This window comes from Algoriphagus confluentis (assembly GCF_036245625.1).
GTDB lineage: Bacteria > Bacteroidota > Bacteroidia > Cytophagales > Cyclobacteriaceae > Algoriphagus > Algoriphagus confluentis.
Map to the genome: position 1 here is coordinate 29,709 of NZ_BTPD01000002.1, position 17,078 is coordinate 46,786.

At 44.3% G+C, this 17,078-nt stretch carries 13 protein-coding genes; 8 read left to right on the forward strand and 5 right to left on the reverse strand.

Features of this window, described 5'->3' with window-relative positions:
• Positions 1 to 12 precede the first annotated feature (12 nt).
• The 3 genes from AAA943_RS02745 to hemW form a co-directional block, all read right to left on the reverse strand.
• The gene (locus AAA943_RS02745; protein ID WP_338222722.1) at positions 13 to 2,088 is read right to left on the reverse strand and encodes a GAF domain-containing SpoIIE family protein phosphatase; all 2,076 of its coding nucleotides are present in this window, start codon (positions 2,086 to 2,088) and stop codon (positions 13 to 15) included.
• A 95-nt stretch (positions 2,089 to 2,183) separates the two neighbouring features.
• Entirely contained in the window at positions 2,184 to 2,495 is a 312-nt protein-coding gene (locus AAA943_RS02750; RefSeq protein WP_338222723.1) for a DciA family protein, read from the reverse strand.
• Between the two features lie 4 nt (positions 2,496 to 2,499).
• Complete coding sequence (gene hemW, locus AAA943_RS02755; RefSeq protein WP_338222724.1) at positions 2,500 to 3,621, reverse strand: radical SAM family heme chaperone HemW; 1,122 nt, start codon at positions 3,619 to 3,621, stop codon at positions 2,500 to 2,502.
• 43 nt (positions 3,622 to 3,664) lie between these two features.
• On the opposite strand from hemW, the gene AAA943_RS02760 reads away from it, so the two are divergent.
• The 8 genes from AAA943_RS02760 to porN all read left to right on the forward strand — a co-directional run bounded on the left by AAA943_RS02760 (position 3,665) and on the right by porN (position 12,888).
• Entirely contained in the window at positions 3,665 to 5,359 is a 1,695-nt protein-coding gene (locus AAA943_RS02760; protein WP_338222725.1) for a BamA/TamA family outer membrane protein, read from the forward strand.
• Complete coding sequence (locus AAA943_RS02765) at positions 5,360 to 6,484, forward strand: DUF4271 domain-containing protein (protein WP_338222726.1); 1,125 nt, start codon at positions 5,360 to 5,362, stop codon at positions 6,482 to 6,484.
• 34 nt (positions 6,485 to 6,518) lie between these two features.
• The gene (locus AAA943_RS02770) at positions 6,519 to 7,292 is read left to right on the forward strand and encodes a uroporphyrinogen-III synthase (RefSeq protein WP_338222727.1); all 774 of its coding nucleotides are present in this window, start codon (positions 6,519 to 6,521) and stop codon (positions 7,290 to 7,292) included.
• Between the two features lie 73 nt (positions 7,293 to 7,365).
• Positions 7,366 to 8,352: a PorP/SprF family type IX secretion system membrane protein gene (locus AAA943_RS02775; protein ID WP_338222728.1), complete on the forward strand. Its 987-nt coding sequence runs from the start codon at positions 7,366 to 7,368 to the stop codon at positions 8,350 to 8,352.
• Positions 8,353 to 8,499: 147 nt separating this feature from the next.
• The gene (gene porK / locus AAA943_RS02780; RefSeq protein ID WP_338222729.1) at positions 8,500 to 9,594 is read left to right on the forward strand and encodes a T9SS ring complex lipoprotein PorK/GldK; all 1,095 of its coding nucleotides are present in this window, start codon (positions 8,500 to 8,502) and stop codon (positions 9,592 to 9,594) included.
• Between the two features lie 48 nt (positions 9,595 to 9,642).
• On the forward strand, positions 9,643 to 10,413 hold the full coding sequence (gene porL / locus AAA943_RS02785) for a type IX secretion system motor protein PorL/GldL (protein WP_338222730.1): 771 nt from the start codon (positions 9,643 to 9,645) through the stop codon (positions 10,411 to 10,413).
• A gap of 36 nt (positions 10,414 to 10,449) precedes the next feature.
• Positions 10,450 to 12,048, forward strand: a complete 1,599-nt coding sequence (gene porM, locus AAA943_RS02790; RefSeq protein WP_338222731.1) for a type IX secretion system motor protein PorM/GldM — start codon at positions 10,450 to 10,452, stop codon at positions 12,046 to 12,048.
• A gap of 24 nt (positions 12,049 to 12,072) precedes the next feature.
• Positions 12,073 to 12,888, forward strand: coding sequence for a type IX secretion system ring subunit PorN/GldN (gene porN, locus AAA943_RS02795; RefSeq protein ID WP_338222732.1), 816 nt, complete (start codon positions 12,073 to 12,075; stop codon positions 12,886 to 12,888).
• A gap of 13 nt (positions 12,889 to 12,901) precedes the next feature.
• Here porN and uvrC read toward each other — a convergent pair whose 3' ends face one another.
• Together uvrC and AAA943_RS02805 are read right to left on the reverse strand one after the other, a co-directional pair.
• Complete coding sequence (gene uvrC, locus AAA943_RS02800; RefSeq protein ID WP_338222733.1) at positions 12,902 to 14,707, reverse strand: excinuclease ABC subunit UvrC; 1,806 nt, start codon at positions 14,705 to 14,707, stop codon at positions 12,902 to 12,904.
• A gap of 64 nt (positions 14,708 to 14,771) precedes the next feature.
• Positions 14,772 to 17,078 carry a penicillin-binding protein 1A gene (locus AAA943_RS02805; protein ID WP_338222734.1) on the reverse strand — a complete coding sequence of 769 codons (2,307 nt, stop codon included), beginning with the start codon at positions 17,076 to 17,078 and terminating at the stop codon, positions 14,772 to 14,774.

The following is a 17,078-nucleotide window of genomic DNA, read 5'->3' on the forward strand; positions in this document are numbered from 1 at the left end:
ATTGGGAGGGGGTTATTTCTTCGTGTGATGGGTGGGAGGGTGAAACTTGACTACCATGAGGGAGTAATCGTCATCGATCATGCCATTGCCTCCTACGAAGTCATGAAGAGTATCGATCAAAATATTCTGTATTTCTTTTGGGCTCTTTTCAGGATGCATTTCTACCAAACTCCTGATCCTTTCAAATCCAAACTGTTGTCCTTTTTGATTTTTGGCTTCCACGATTCCGTCGGTAAACATCACCAAAATGTCTCCTTCCTTGTAATCTATGGTTTTCTCCTGAACGTGATTTTCATACTGTCGGTTTCTTAATATTCCCAATCCTAAACCGTCCAGCATCAAAAATTCGGATTTTTTCTCTTCAGATTTGTAGAATAAGGTGGGAACATGCCCGGCACGGGAGTGGCAGATCTGTTTGGATTGGGTATTGATCAGGAAAATGGAGGCGGTGATGAAATGATTTTTGCTCAGGCATCGGCCCAGGGCTGAATTAGCCTGAATCATAAACTGGGCGGGCGAAAGGTCCAGTTGGATCAGGCTTTGAAATATTCCTTTCATCTGGGCCATGTGGAAGGCTGCGGAGGTCCCTTTTCCCGAAACATCGCCCATGATCAGGACGTACTTTTCCTCGCTGAGTTCGAAGGTATCGTAGTAATCTCCCCCCACTTCATCGGCAGCATTGGAATAAGCACATATTTCGAAGGTGTCCGGATGGTCCAATCGGGTGGGAAGGAGGGATTTCTGCACTCGCTGGGCGATTTTCAGCTCTTCTTGGTAGCGTTCGTTCCGGATGGCCTGATTGAGCAGGCGGTGGTTTTCGACCGCAATACTGGCCTGTCTGGAAAAGGTGCTGATGATTCCGATCATTTCTTTGTTAAACCCATCCCGAACTTCTTTGACCAGCAGAATTTGACCGGTCTTCTGGTTGTTGATCACGAGGGGTACCACCAAGGCGGATTGGAATTTGAGGTGATCCAGGCGTAGGCTAAGGGGCTGAAGGAGACTTACAGGGGAGGATTTTTCCCATTCCTCGACTGGAGCATGCATGAGTTTGGTCAACTCGTCAAGGTCTTTGTTTTCCATAAACCGCAACTGGGTGGGGATGTTTTTGCCCTCTTCATGGATATCCAGCCAAGCCCCATCTGCATAGGATGCACTCATGCAGGAATCCATCAGGATATCCAAGACCTGCTCTTCGTTTTCTTCCGGTTTGATTGACTGGCTTAGGCGCTGAAAGTTGATCGTTTCGGTCAGTTTTTGTTCAAAAACAGAGGAAGTGGGCAGATTGAACAGCGTGACCAAAAAGCTGAATAGGCCATAAAGAAAGATGAAGCCAAAAAGGGCAATCAGAAAAAGGTTGTCAGTCAGATTGACTTGGTAAATTTCTGCATTGCTATACGCTAGAAACCGCGTGAAAAGGAATGCACTACTGACCAGAATGAGAAATAGAAAAAGCAGGGATTTCCATTTTTCTTTAAAATTCAGATAGGGAATCCACTTCAGGTTTCCAGCCAGCACTGCTGAAATTATCAACAGAATGACCAATCCAAAAATAAAGGAATAGTCCAGGTTGTTTTTGTTGAAAAAAACAAAAAACATGGCCACCAGCAGAGCAAATTCAAAAGCCTGCCATTGCTTGACTACCTGCTTGGTTTTTTGGTAAAGGATGAGGGTTTTCCAAAGCAAAGCCGTGGAAATAAGGAAAATCGTAGTTAGGGCGAAATTGATGTGGTAAAAAAGGTTTTTGAGGAATGGATCTCCTCCCAGCTTGCTGTCTCCTAATGAGAAGTAAAACAGCTCGATCACCAGGGCAATTCCACTGGCAAAAACCCCCGTGGAGGCTCCTCTCCAGACCATTTCCAGAAAATTTTTCTGCTTGTTTTTTTCCAGAGAATGGGTGTAAAAGAAGTACACACAGATGAAAAAGAGGATTTCTAGTACCCAGGTGATTTCGCTGGATATTCCCGACTCCAAGGAATTGATTATTCCAAAAATCCGGACCAAATCCACGAAAAGCAAAGCTAGCCACACCAATAGGGAGAGTAGGAGTGTCAGTTTGCCGATATGGAATTTTGGTAGTCGGATCATGGATAAATGATCACAATAATACTCAATCTGAACTAAACTGATTCAGTGAATTGCCATGCGGGTATCGGGGGGGTGTTAAAAATTGTAAAGTGCAGCTACAAGATCACCAAATCTTCCACTACTCCCTGGCCAACGTGTTCCTCTATGAGCAATAAAATTTTGGAGCGATTGAGTAGAAGTTCTTTTTTCAAGGGGCCTGAACTGATCCGGACGTAAAGCTTTTTTTCTTTGATAAACAGGCCGTTGGTCCGGCTGGATATGGTTTTGCCCACGATATCTCCCCAAGAATTGATCAGAAGATTTTCCTGAAATTTCCCTTCCAAGCGGTAGGCTTTGAGCAGTTCTTTGAATGCAGACTCCAAAGGGGCTGCTTCTTTTTTTCTTCCGGGATTGTTTTCGTAAGCCATAAGTTCAGAGGAAAAGTTCGGCAGCGATACTATCTGCCAAAAGCATTCCTGATGGAGTCAAAGATAAAGTATTCCCTTGCTTAAGCATCCATCCGGCTTGTTCGAATTTTTTTATTTCCGATTTTTTTTCCTCCCAAAGCCAAATTCCGAATTTTTCTTCGAAAGCAGCCAAATCCAACCCCCAGACTGTCCTGAGTGAAGTCAAAATCAACTCATTGGCTCTGTCTCCGGGCGTTTCTTCCTCCATTTGAAAAACCAGCTTCCCACTCCGTAAGGCTTCTATATACCGCGGATTGGAAGCCAGGTTTGCCCCTCGTGTTTTACCGTCAAAGGAATGGGCACTGGGACCTATTCCCAGATAGGGAATTCCTCTCCAGTAGTTGGAATTATGAAGCGCCCATTTTTCGGGTTTGCCAAAGTTGGATATTTCGTATTGTACATAGCCTGCTTTTTGGGTTTCTTCTTGAAGCCACTCCAGCTGCTCGGCCACAAAGTCTTCATTTGCCGGAGTAAACTTTCCCTTTTTTGCCCAATTTCCCAAGGCAGTTTTGGGCTCTACCGTGAGACTGTAGGCAGATATATGGCCCGGATCCATATCCAGGGCCACCTGAAGGTCTTTTTTCCAAAGCCTGTGATCTGAATGGGGAAAACCATAAATCAAGTCTAGGCTAAACTTTTCAAACCCGGCTTTTCTGGAGATTTCCAAGGCTTTCATCGCCTGTTCGGCTGAGTGACTTCGGTTGTAAAACTTAAGGATTTCGGGATGAAAGCTCTGGATCCCCAGACTCAGGCGGTCTATTCCCAAGCCCTTCCATTCTTCCAGCCTTGGTGGATGGAGATCATCGGGATTTGCCTCCAGGGTCACCTCTTCCCAATCGCAATCAAAATGATTTTGGACTTGGGACAGTATGGACTCCAGCTGGCTGCTGTTCAGGAGAGATGGGGTTCCACCTCCAAAATACACCGTGGTTACTTTTTCACTTCCAAGCTCATTTTTTCTGAGAGCAAGCTCCAGCTCAATACATTGCACTAACTCAGAGACTCTGGAGAGGTTGGTGGAAAAATGAAAATCACAGTAATGACAAGCCTGCTTGCAAAATGGAATATGAATATAGATGCCCGCCAAGAGGATTTCGGTTATTTTGCAAATATAACCAATCCCTCTATCCTTGAAGTTTAGGTTTGAATTCCTTTTCCCGCTTCTTCTTTTCATTCCTCAAAATCTTTGGGGGCAAGAAATTTTTGGGGTAATTCTTCAGGTGGAAGGCGTGCCAAAGCAGGAGGCTGTCTATTTCAAAACCCAGGAGCTAGCGTCTTTCCAGGCCGATTCCACTTTGATGCAAATTCGAAACAAGGGATATCTACAGGCCCAAATTCTAAAAGAAATTGGAGGAGACACTTTGCTTTTGCGGGTGAAATCAGGACCTGTATTCTCTTGGAATGAACTTGAACTCTCCTCCATTCCGGAGGAATTTGTACAGGATAAAGGTCGGCCCGGTGCAGATTACCCGGCGCCGTATCTTTGGATAGAGGATTTGCTTGACTTTGCCGAAAACAGGGGCTGGCCTTTTGCCGAGGTGAAAATTGACAGTATTGGGATTCAAGGGACCCAGCTATCCGGAAAAATGAACTTTGAGGCAGGTCCTTTGATCACTTGGGACAGCCTTTCTATAGCCGGATCTGCAAAAACCAGAGTAGGCTACCTTCAATCGCTTTCCAGATTGGAAGTGGGAAGGCCGTTCTCTCAGACCCGATTGGAACATTCCACCCAATTGCTCCGAAAGTCTCCTTATTTTTCTCTTGTCGGTCCTCCTGAAGTTAGCTTCCAGCAGCAAAGGGCTATCCCTGTATTTACTTTACAAGAAAGGAAACTCAACGTTTTTGATGGAGTTATCGGGTTTTTACCCAATGAAAATGAGCCGGGAAAGCTGTTGATCACCGGTCAGGTGGATTTGCGGCTATTCCACCTAGGAGGAAAAGGAAGAGATATTTTACTTCAATGGCAGCGCCTAAATGTGCAGTCCCAAGCCTTGGACCTGAACTACAAGGAGTCTTTTCTGTTTAGGTCTCCTTTAGATGCTCAGGTCCATTTCAGCCTGTTGAGACAGGATAGTTCTTTTGTGAACAGGTCCTTCGTCCTGGATTTTGGGTATCGGATATCTGATTCTGGGTACCTGAATTTCTTTACGCGCAGGCAAGCAGGAGATCTTATCGACCAAGGCGGAATGGGGCTGGAAGAACTGCCCTCGTTTATTGACTTCCGCTGGAATCAATACGGTATAGGTGGAGAGTGGAATTATTTGGATGATGTAAGATTTGCCAGAAAAGGATGGAGGGTCTCTGGTGATTTCGCTGCGGGAAATAAGCGAATCTTGGAAAATACGGGAATACCCGTCGAACTTTATGAAGGGCTCAGCGAAACTTCCACCCAAATCCAGGGAAAGCTGGAAGTGGAAAAGCATATTTACCTCAAGCCAGTTTGGGGAATGTGGATTCGAGGTGCGGGAGGAATAATTGAAAACAGGAATCTGTTTCTCAATGAGCTTTTCCGAATAGGTGGGTTGAAAAGCATCCGAGGGTTCAATGAGAAATTTTTCTTTGCGCAGCAATATACCTATATCAATATGGAGCAGCGCTTGTTTTTTGGTCAAAATTCGTATTTGATGGTTTTCGGAGATCTGGGGATTCTGGATAATCCGTATTTTTCACCTCGGATTGACCAGCCTTTTTCATTTGGTTCTGGAATTAATTTGGACACCGAAGGGGGATTGTTCAGTTTTGTGTTTGCATTGGGCAAGTCCAACATCCAACCCTTGTCCTTCGAGTATGCTCGAGTGCACTTTGGATATTTAGCAAGATTTTGAATGGGTCTGATAAAACAGCTTTTTTTTGGGGTTTTAGGGTTTTTGTGGGCTTTTGCCGGAGCTCAGGCACAAGTATTGGAAACCTATGGAGTCACCCCAAACAGTTCTGAGGGAGGAAGCTGGTTCAATCCCAAAGTGGCGTATGAGGTGGAGCTTTCCGCCTCGACCTACCCCTTAGCCAATTTTTCCATTGAAGCTCCTGCGGAAACCACCTTATTTCTTGAGGGGAGATTATGGATGGCCACCGAAAAGGACACGCTGATCTACATTTCTCTAAGGCAAATGGAAGAGATCGTCGGGAAAAAAGAATTTCTTCTGACGCTCTTTACTCCCAAAGCCAAAGGGGAGCGGATTGCCTTGAAAAAAGTCCTGAATTTGCCATCAACCCAGGTGCTTTCTAGTGGTGAAACGACACTTGGCGGTCCACTTCCTAGACTCGTCTACGGACCTGAAATCAGGGATTTTTATTTTGTCAGCTTGTTGATTATCCTATTTTTGGTAGCCTTGTACCGTCTAGCTTATCCCTATCTCCTTTCTGCACTTCTTCAGCCTGTGTCAGTGCTCAGTGCGGAGGATTTCTCGGATTCAGGGAGTTTGCAGAAGTTTTTTTCTTTTGATATTCTCTCCTATTTGTTTATCGTGAGTATGATGGTCGCCCAGTTGGCCTTGATGGTGGGGGTGGTCTTTCGCCCTCAGCAACTTACAGAACAGGTAGGAATAGAGTATTCCTCTTTGATTTTGGTATGGATAGGAGGTAGTGCCCTAGTTTTCCTGTTGATTGTAGGCAAATTTGTAGGCATAAGGCTGGTGTCCTATTTTTTTGATTTGGGCAAAGTGGATTTTGCACATTTTTTTTATCTGTTGCGGCTTATTGTCTTGGGGGTGGCTTTGGTATCGGCAGGGATTGCCTTCTTTGTTGTCAATGACTTCGGGAGGATGTCCATCCTACTTCCCTATTTCATTCAGGGGATTTTTTGGGTGTACCTGGCAGCGATTTTTGCTTTGTTTCTGATTATGATGAATCGGCTTAGTTTTAAGAAATATCATTTATTTACTTACCTTTGCATCGCCGAACTGGTGCCTTTTCTCATCCTATCCAAGTGGGTTTCGGCCTGGTTGTTTTAATGAGTGTTTTTAAGAAAAAATTCATAAATCTGGTATGAGTACTACTCCAAAAGATCGATTTAAGCCTGTCAAAAGTATTTTAGTCTCTCAACCCAAGCCCAGTGATGCCAATTCTCCTTACCTGCAATTGGCGGAAAAATACAACCTCAAAATTGACTTTCGCCAGTTTATCAAAGTAGAGCCGGTACCTCCGAAGGAATTCAGAAAGCAGAAAATCGATATTTTGAAGCATACTGCGATCATTTTCACCAGCAGAAATGCCATCGATCATTTTTTTGCGATTTGCAAGGATTTCAAAATCGAAATGCCTGCTGAGATGAAGTATTTCTGTATTTCAGATCAGACAGCCCACTATCTTCAGAAATACATTGTAATTCGCAAGCGAAAGCTTTTCGTGGGACAGCGTACGGCGCAGGATCTGTTTGATTATTTCAAAAAGCATAAAAACGAAAAATACCTTTTCCCCTGCTCCGATATCCGGAAAGATGATATTCCGGAATACATGGAGAAAAACGGGATTTCCTTCACTGAAGCTATCATTTACCACACCTTGCCTGCAGACCTTTCCGATCTTGCGGATGTGAAGTATGATATTTTGGCCTTTTTCAGTCCTTCCGGTCTGAAGTCACTCAAGCAAAATTTTCCGGATTTTGTCCAGGGAAGGACCCGAATTGCAGCCTTTGGACCTACTACTTCTCAGGCGGTACGTGATTTGGGATTGATTTTGGACATAGAAGCCCCCATGCCCAATGCACCGAGTATGACAGGGGCTTTGGAACTTTACATTAAGAAAGCCAATAATTTGTAAATCTTAGAATCATTTTCTGTGGATTTTCAGTTTAAATGTTTACACTCGTTAAAAATTGAATAATTCACACGCAATGTCAACAAATAGCCGTTTGGACAATTTTTTGAAATGCCTGAAATATTTGCTGGTTTTGATCTTTTTCAGCCCGATACTTACGCATGCACAGCAGGATGCTCAGTTTACTCAGTACATGTTCAATGGCATGTTCTACAATCCTGCTTTTGCAGGCAAGGAGGGAGGGTATCGGTTTTCTGCTCTTCATAGGTCACAATGGGCAGGATACTCTACCAGCAGTGGTCAGGGAGGGGCGCCAATCACTCAGCTGATTACAGCACAGGGTAGGTTGGATACCAAAAACATCGGGTATGGTCTAACCATCGTCAACGATCAAATCGGACCTTCCAATAATTTGGAAGTCAACCTTCAGGGCAGTTATCATAAGAAGCTGAAGCGTGGAGTGCTCAGTATTGGAGGTTCAGTGGGGATGTTTTCCAGTTCTTTGGATTACGGAGAGCTGATAGTAGTGAATCCCGAACCCAACTTGCCAAGTTCGGGAAGAGAAAATCAAATTGCCCTGGATGTAAGTGCGGGTCTTCTGTATGACCGGGGCGATTACTACATTGGGCTTAGCAGTAAGCATCTCAATCAGCCCACTTTTGATTTCGGGGATGCGACCTATGCCAACCAACTCAAAAACCATTCATATTTATTAGTAGGCTATAGAATCAGACCAATCGGTCAACTTAGAATCGAGCCCAGTTTTCTCTTAAAAACAGTATCTCTGAATAATTTTTCTTACGATGTGAGCGTTATGGCAACACATCAAAACAGAATAAACGCAGGGTTGGCATTTAGAGGGGAAGAATCGGTATCTGTAATCTTAGGATACAGCATTCTAAGGGATAATTCACTCAAGCTGGGTTATGCTTTCGATTTGGTCATCAGTGGGGTAGAGGCTAAATCTCCCACCAGCCATGAATTCATGCTGAGGTATGCCCTCTCGGATGTGACAAGGGAAGTACAACGGGTCATACAGCGAACACCGAGATTCAGGTATTAAACTGATAAAAATAAGCGGGTCCGGCTATGTAAATAATTGAAGTAAAATTGGCAGGCAATTTGCATTATTAGGATTTATTCTTCTAATTTTCGCCATCTAAGCCAGTTTTGCGGTTGAATAAATTTGATGAAGTCAAAAACGTCATTTATGTATAAAAAAATGAAACTCCGTCTATTGCCAGTTTCCTTGGGCTTGGCAATAGCTACACTTTTACCAGGCTGTGGCCTTTTTAATAAAAAAGGTTCTGCCAGTGAAAAGGCGAACAGGAGAGGTGAAGTGACCGGTGTCCCAAAGCGGGCAAGCTGGTCTCAGAATCTTCCCATTGACATGGTTCCTATCAAGGCCGGGACTTTTTGGATGGGGCAATCTGATGAAGATATTGCCTATACCCAATCCTCCATGAATAAACAGATTACCATTTCTGAATTTTTTATGGACAAATACGAAGTGTCAAACAATAAATACCGTCAGTTTTTGGAGGCGGTAAAAAACGGAGAGCTGGCTACCGGCACTCCGACTACGCTTAAAGATCCTCCAAATTTGAATTATGAAGATCTAAGACCTGATACTACCGTATGGTCGACCAGTTTTTCATATCACTATGGCGATCCTCTGATGGAATTTTATTTTGACCACCCTGCCTTTGACAACTACCCCGTAGTCGGTATCTCCTGGGATCAAGCAAAGCAGTATTGCGAGTGGAGAACATACCACCTTCGGGCCAATGATGATTCTGACTTTGATGTGCCATCATTCCGGCTTCCTTCCGAGGCAGAGTGGGAATATGCCGCCAAAGGTGGAAAAGACGTAGCAAAATATCCTTGGGGAGGACCTTACCTGAAAAACAAAAGAGGTTGTCTAATGGCCAACTTCAAGCCTGGAAGAGGAAACTACATTGACGATGGCTTTGCATACACCGCCCCAGTAGATGTGTTTTCCCCTAATGGGTTTGGCTTGTACAACATGTCTGGCAATGTTGCAGAATGGGTAATGGACGCCTATAAAGCCACTTCTAGGGTCGATACCTGGGATTTGGATCCGGTCTATGACGATCCCAACGAGCCTAGAAAAATCGTAAGAGGAGGAAGCTGGAAAGATATTGCCCATTATTTGGAAACATCTACCAGAACCTATGAATATCAAGATGTAGCACAGGCACACATTGGATTCCGTACTGCCATGACCTTTATGGGGCGTTCTGGTTCAATGGACGTAAAATCAACAAAAAGAACAAGAAGATAAACCACTTAAAACCCTACAAAAACCTTAACCTTAATTAATAATTCAAAAATGGCTAGTAAAGGCAATTTCTTTTATTCAAGCGTGATGCCTAAGATCTATGGTATCGGAGCTTCAGTAGTAATCCTTGGTGCAATGTTTAAAATCCTCGATTGGCAAGGCGCCAACTTGATGATCGGGGTAGGGTTGACCACTGAGGCAATCATCTTTTTCCTTTCTGCTTTCGAGCCTCGGCAAGAGGACGTAGATTGGAGCAAGATATATCCTGAGCTAGCTGATGGGGGATCTAAAAAAGGAAAGGGAGACGATGTGTCTGTCAAATTGGACGATATGCTTTCTAAAGCGAAAATAGGTCCTGAATTGATCGAAAGCCTAGGAAAAGGCATGAGCAATTTGGCCAATTCTGCCGAAAAAATGGGTAATCTAGCCGATGCAGCAGTTGCTACTAATGAATATGCTACCAACGTGAAAACTGCTGCCAAGACCTTAGTGGATATGAACACCTCTTACAGCAAGACTGCAGCTGCCCTCACTGAAATGTCTTCCGCTTCTCAGGATGCGAAAGCCTACCATGCTCAAGTTCAGACGGTGACCAAAAATCTTTCAGCTTTGAACGCAGTATATGAAATGGAACTACAGGATGCCAACAGCCATGTGAAGACACTGAACAAGTTCTACAGCAACATGACTTCTGCTATGCAAGGTCTTACCGAGGCTGGAAAAGAGACCGAAGCCTTCAAAAATGAGTTGGCTAAGTTGAACCAAAATGTAAGCTCTCTCAATAAAATCTATGGCGGAATGCTTTCTGCCATGAAAGGTTAATCTCGTCCAATCATCTAAATAAAGAATCAAAAAAAGATGGCAGGAGCTAAAGAGACACCTAGACAACGGATGATCGGAATGATGTACTTGGTCCTGACGGCCCTTTTGGCCCTTCAGGTGAGTAATCAGATCCTCCAGAAGTTTGTCCTCATCAATGATGGGATGGAGAGAACTTCCCGAAATTACATTTCAAAGAATGAATTTACTGTCAGCTCTATCAAAGCGACAGTAGAAGAGCAGGGCAACAACCCCAAGGATGTTCCCAAAGTGGCTGCGGCGCAGCAAGTAAGAGAAGCTACTAAGGAAATAACGGTTTATCTGGAGGACCTCAAGCAGCAGTTGATTACTCAGGCAAATGCTAAGAATGAAGAAGGCAACTTCGTCAACGCAGCCTTGAAAAATACAGAGGTTCCTGGAAACATGTTTGCCAATAACGGCAAAGGGGATGAGTTGAAAGAAAAGCTGAATGCTTATCCTTCTCAGGTTTCTCAAATCCTCAACGGAATTGGAATTACTGGGGTGACCTTCAAGCCGATTGCTTTGGATGCTTCCGAGATTGAAATTTTCGCGAATGACAGAGAAGTCAGAGGGAAGAGCTTTACCAATCTGAACTTTGTCAAATCTCCGGTAGGCGCAGTGATGGCTTTGTTGTCTCAGTTCCAAAATGAAGTATTGAACATTGAGGGAGAAGCTTTATCTCAAATCACTCAATCGATTGGTTCATTTTATTTTAAGGCTGACATATTGGAAGGTAAGATTGCTGCAGTTTCTAATGTGGTAGCTGCAGGTACCAAGTTTGAAGGAGATATGTTTATCGCTTCCGCATCTTCCTCCGCAGCTCCTTCCATGATGCTAAATGGCCGTTCGGTACCTGTAGAAAATGGTTTCGGTAAAGTAGAGTTTGTAGTGCCTCCTGCAGGAAGCTACGACGACAGAGGGCTTTCCAGACAAGTATTGAAGGGTGAAATTGTAACCAACGTAGGTGGAGAAGACCAGGTAATTCCTGTGGAATACGAATACTTTGTGGCAAGACCGGTCATAAAGGTATCTTCAGAGGTAGTTCAGCAGTTGTATGCAGATTGTGCTAACGAACTGTTGATCGAGGTTCCTGCTTTGGGTAATTCCTATTCTCCAGAATTTGCCATTTCGAATGGTCAATCCATCAAGGGAAATAATCCAGGGCAAGTCACCATTATTCCCGGAGGCTCAGGTAAAGTTACTATCGGAGTCAGCTCGGGAGGAAATAAAATCGGTGATGTGGCGTTTGACATTAAGCCGGTTCCAGCGCCTACCATTCGCGTTGTGGGTTCAAATGGTGGAGAAATTGATATCAGCCAAGCTCAGGCTATCAATGTACTCTCCGGAATTAAAGTAGTTGCAGTCCCTGAGCCTACTTTTGCCAGAACGATGGCGAAAGATGCCAATTTTGAAGTGACTGGCGGTGAACTCATTCTTTTGAGAAGTGAGGTCCCTAGACAGACTGTGCCCATCGGTGGCAGCATGCGTTCTCTGCTCGAAAGTGCAAGACCGGGTGATGATATCGTTGTACGGGTGACTCAAGTAACACGAACAAATTTCAGAGGGAACAAAATCAACTCTGAACTGAGAGAAATCAAGCGGATTGCTGTAAAATAAGCGATTCCAAAAACAACAAATAGTATGAAACGATTGGTGCAAAAATTCTTTCTCTTGGCCCTGGTCCTGATAGGTTATAGCCTTCAGGAAGTAGAGGCACAGGTAGCCACTAGTGTCAATCCCTCAGGTTTTGGGGACAGACAGTTTGATATGGATACCGTCTACTCTATCAAGAGAATCAGAGAAGATGATAAAATGTATCAGATTTCTGTATGGAGAAGAATTGACTTGAGAGAGAAATACAACCTTTCCCTCTATGGTTCCGGCGACAATAAAGCCAATGGAATTATTAATCAGATCTACAAAGCTGTGGTGGATGAAAATGCCTTAGAAGTGTTTGGAGACGAAAACTTTACCAAACCTCTTTCTATTGCCGAGTTTCAGGACAATTTCTGGATCTCAGCCAATGGGGATTCCATTTTTGTGAAGCAGCTTTATTACCTGGATTTCAAGGAAGATTTTGTTTTTGAAAAGCACCATTCCAAGACCATCTTTGATATCAAGCATTTGGAATTGGTAATGCCTTCCGCTACGAATGCAAACGCAGGTCAAAAAACGATCGCCTACATCCGATACAAGGATTTCGTGAATTACTTTAAAAATCATCCAGAAGCCAGATGGTTAAATTTCCAGAACATCTCCAAAAGTCTGACTTACGATGAGGCTTTCGAATCCCGTCTGTTCAGATCGGTAGTGAGAAGATTCACCAATCCTGACGAAGCACTGATCGCGGATTTGGTCAATGGAGAACATCCCAATCCAGAGATGCAAGCTTATTTGAATTCTCTTGCTTTTGAATACAAGTTGTTGGAATTTGAAAATTCACTCTGGGAGTGGTAAAAAATAAAGGGGCTCAAGCCCCTTTATTTTTTTCTTTCCATTCGAGCAGACTCTGGGCACGGTTAGTTCCGATTACCTCGCTTAATTCCTCAAGATTGGCTTCTTTTATTTTTTTTACCGATTTGAAGTGTTTCAGTAATTTTTCTGCCGTATTCTCTCCGATTCCTGGAATTGCTGTCAGCTGAGTTCCAAAGGCGTTTTTACTTCTCACCTTTCGGTGAAAAGTGATCGCAAATCGGTGGGCTTCATCCCTAATTCGCTGTAGCAGTTTTAGACTTTCTGATTTTTTATCAATGTGAATGGGATAGGAATCGCCGGGAAAATAGATCTCTTCCAATCGTTTGGCTATTCCGATAATGGGCATTTTGCCATAAACTCCAAGTTCCTGAAGGGCCTCTACTGCCGAGGATAGTTGGCCTTTTCCTCCGTCAATGACCACTAGTTTAGGTAATGGTTTCTCCTCTTCGAGAAGTCGCTTGTATCTTCGGCTAACGATTTCCTTCATACTGGCAAAATCGTTGGGGCCTTCAACCGTTTTGATATGAAAGTGACGGTATTCTTTCACTGCCGGTTTCCCGTTGAGAAAACAAACCATACTGGCCACCGGACTCGTGCCCATGATGTTGGAGTTGTCAAAACATTCAATGTGATCAGGTATCTCCGGAAGGCTTAAATCCTGTTGAAGCTGTCTGATGACCCGATCTTTTTTATCCTGATTCAACCCTTGAAGGAGGGCTTTTTCTTTTTTGTAATAAAGGGCGTTTTTCAGTGACAATTCAATCAACTTCCTTTTATCGCCAATTTTTGGCACACTGAGGTTGAGTCCCTCAATAGGGCTTTCCAATTGGATATTGGTCAGGGTTTCCGCAGCATCACTTTGGAATTGATCCTGCAGGCGGATAAGGGCTGTGATAAGTAATTCCTCCTCAGATTCGTCGAGTTTTTTCTTCAATTCCACATTTTTGGAAGTAATCATCGCTCCATTAATTACTCTCATGTAGTTGACATAGGCCGTTTTTTCATCTGCAACCAACGTACACACATCCAGATTGGCTATTCCCGGATTGGTAATCATGGATTTGGCCTGGTATTTTTCCAAGAGGTCCAGTTTTTCTTTCATCCGATGCGCTTTTTCAAACTCCAGCTTTTCTGCATACTCCTGCATTTCTTGCTTAAAGTAAGTCTTGGCCACCCCAAGATTGCCCTTTAAGATGTGCTTTGCCTGTTCTAAATCCCGAAGATAGGCGGCTTCGCGTTGATGGCCCACACAGGGTCCTTGGCAATTGCCGATGTGGTATTCGAGGCAGACTTTGTATTTCCCTTCGTCGATTTTGTATGGCGAGAGGTCTAGATTGCAGGTTCGGATGGTGAATAGTTCTCTAATCAAATCCAACACATTATTCATGGCTTTGACACTAGCAAAAGGGCCGAAGTACGTACCTCTTTTGGGGATTAGCTTTCGGGTAGGGAAAATCCTCGGGAAGTTCTCTTTGGTAATAAGCAGATAGGGGTAGGTCTTGTCATCCCGGAGGAGGATATTGTATTTGGGCTGTACTTTTTTGATCAGGTTATTTTCTAAAAGAAGTGCATCGAGTTCGGAGTTGACCAAGGTAATTTCGATTCTCGCTATTTCTTTGACCATCCTTCGGGTTTTGAGATTGCTTCCGGAGAGCTTATTGAAATAGCTACTGACTCTTTTTTTCAAGCTCTTGGCCTTGCCTACATAGATCAGGTCATTTTCAGCATTGAAATACTTATAGACTCCCGGATGATCGGGAAGCTGAAGATGATCAGATGGCACATAGGAAGAGGATTGCATGGGTCAAAAATAAAAAAACAGACCGGGAATCGATCTGTTTTTGGTCTATGGAAAATCACTTGATTTAAAAATCATTTTTCTTGGCATCGTAGTCAAAGTCAGCAAATCGTTGACTTTCCTGCTCGTATTTATCGCAGTCTATTTCTATGCTTAGGGGTCTTTCTGGTCTAGGGAAGGGGCCCTTGGTATAGCCCAAAGTAGGATCTGCGTAGACTTTAGCCATGTATTTGACCCAAATAGGGCGGGCTGTTCTGCCTCCTTGACCTGCTGTCCAGCTTCTGAAGTGGATGGCGCGATCATCGCCTCCCACCCATGTCCCGGATACCAAATCCTTGCTTACTCCCATGTACCATCCATCGGAGGCGTTCTGGGTGGTGCCTGTTTTTCCTCCCAGTTCATTGCCTTCCCGCAAGGTCCAAGGCACCCCTTGAGAAGTACCTGATTCCTCTTCAAAGCCACCTCTCAGCATATAAAGCATCAAATAAGCATGCTCTTCAGACATGGCTGGTCGCTTTTTTGGAGTGAATTGTTGGATGACATTTCCGTTTTTGTCCTCAATCCGGTCAATATAAAATGGAGTGGTATGTTCTCCCTTATTGACAAAGGTCCCGAAAGCTCCGACCATTTCAAAGACGGATACGTCATTGACTCCCAGTGCTAATGAGGGCACTTCTTCCAAGTCACTTGTGACCCCAATCCTTTTGGCTGTTTCCACCACGATTTTGGGACTCAGTTTCTTCATCATGTACGCGGTCACTGAGTTGACAGATTGGGCCATGGCCCTTCTTATCGTCATTTTCTTGTACGAAAATTTGCCATCGGCATTGGATGGACTCCAGGCAGGCTGTCCAGGGATGTAGACTTCCACCGGTTGATCTACCACTGAGTAACAGGGGCTGTAGCCGTTTTCTATGGCTGCGGCGTAAACAAAAGGTTTAAATGTTGACCCTGGCTGTCTTTTACTTTGTTTGACGTGGTCAAACTTGAAGTATTTGTGATCGATACCTCCTACCCAGGCCTTGATATGTCCTGTGTGGGCGTCCATGCTGACAAATCCGGTCTGAAGAATCTTCTTGTAGTATCGCATGGAATCCATGGTACTCATCAAGGTGTCAATTTCCCCTCTTTCCCAAGAGAAAATCCGCATTCTTTTTTTCTCGTTGAGCTTGATTTGGATAGAGTCTGTATCATTTCCGTAGCGGTTTCTGAGGAGTCGATATGCCTCAGTCCTTTTGACAGCATCTTCAATGAAGTTGGGAATCACCTGCCAGTTTTCATCAATCCAGGGATCCCGTGTTCCCATTTCTTTGTAAAAGGCCTTTTGCAAGTCGGACATGTGCTCCGCTACAGCCTGTTCGGCATAGCGCTGCATGCGGCTGTCTATGGTCACGTGGATTTTCAGCCCATCGCCAAACAGGTCATAGGCTGTCCCGTCGGACTTGAGATTTTCTTTAGTCCATTTGATCATGTCTGCCTTGACAATCTCCCGGAAATAGGTGGCCAATCCGATATTGTGATTTTGGACTTTGTAATCCAGCTCAATCGGAAGTTTGGAAATAGAGTCGTATTCTGCTTCGGTCAGGGCATCATTTTTCACCATTTGGTACAAAACGGTGTTTCGCCTTCTCAGGGAATTGTCCGGATTGAATACAGGGCTGTAGTAGGTAGGGGCCTTAAACAATCCTACCAATACGGCTGATTCCTGCAAGTTAAGCTCGGCGGGAGTTTTGTTGAAGAAGGTAGAGGCGGCTGTTTTGATCCCATAGGCATTCGAACCAAATTCTGAGGTGTTCAGGTAAAGGGTCAGAATCTCATCTTTGGTGTAGGCCTTTTCCAGTTGGGTGGCTACAATCCATTCCTTGGTCTTGATGATGAGCATTCTCAATCCCAGGACATTGCTCAGGACTCCCTGACTGGCATCGGTTCGGGTTTTGAACAGGTTTTTAGCCGTCTGCTGAGAAAGGGTGGATCCCCCTCCTGCATCCTGTCCCAAGATCAGGGATTTTACAATCACCCGAATCATGGCCGTCATATCTATCCCGGAATGGCTTTCGAAGCGGACATCTTCGGTGGCAATCAAAGCATTGACCAAATTGGGCGAAAGCTCCTCGTAGTCTACCGGGCTTCTGTTTTCCCGGAAATAGGTACCCAATAGCATTCCATCTGAGGAGTAAAGCTCTGAAGCGATTTCACTCTCGGGGTTTTCCAGGGCTTTGAAATCAGGAAGCGAACCGAAAAGCCCCAAGAAATTCACACTGACCATCCAGACGAAAAGGATGAAAAAAAGCAACCCTCCAATAAAGGCAATCCAGAGAAATTTAATGGTTTTACCGGCCCAAATAGGAAGGGTGGGTTTGGTCGTTTTAGACAT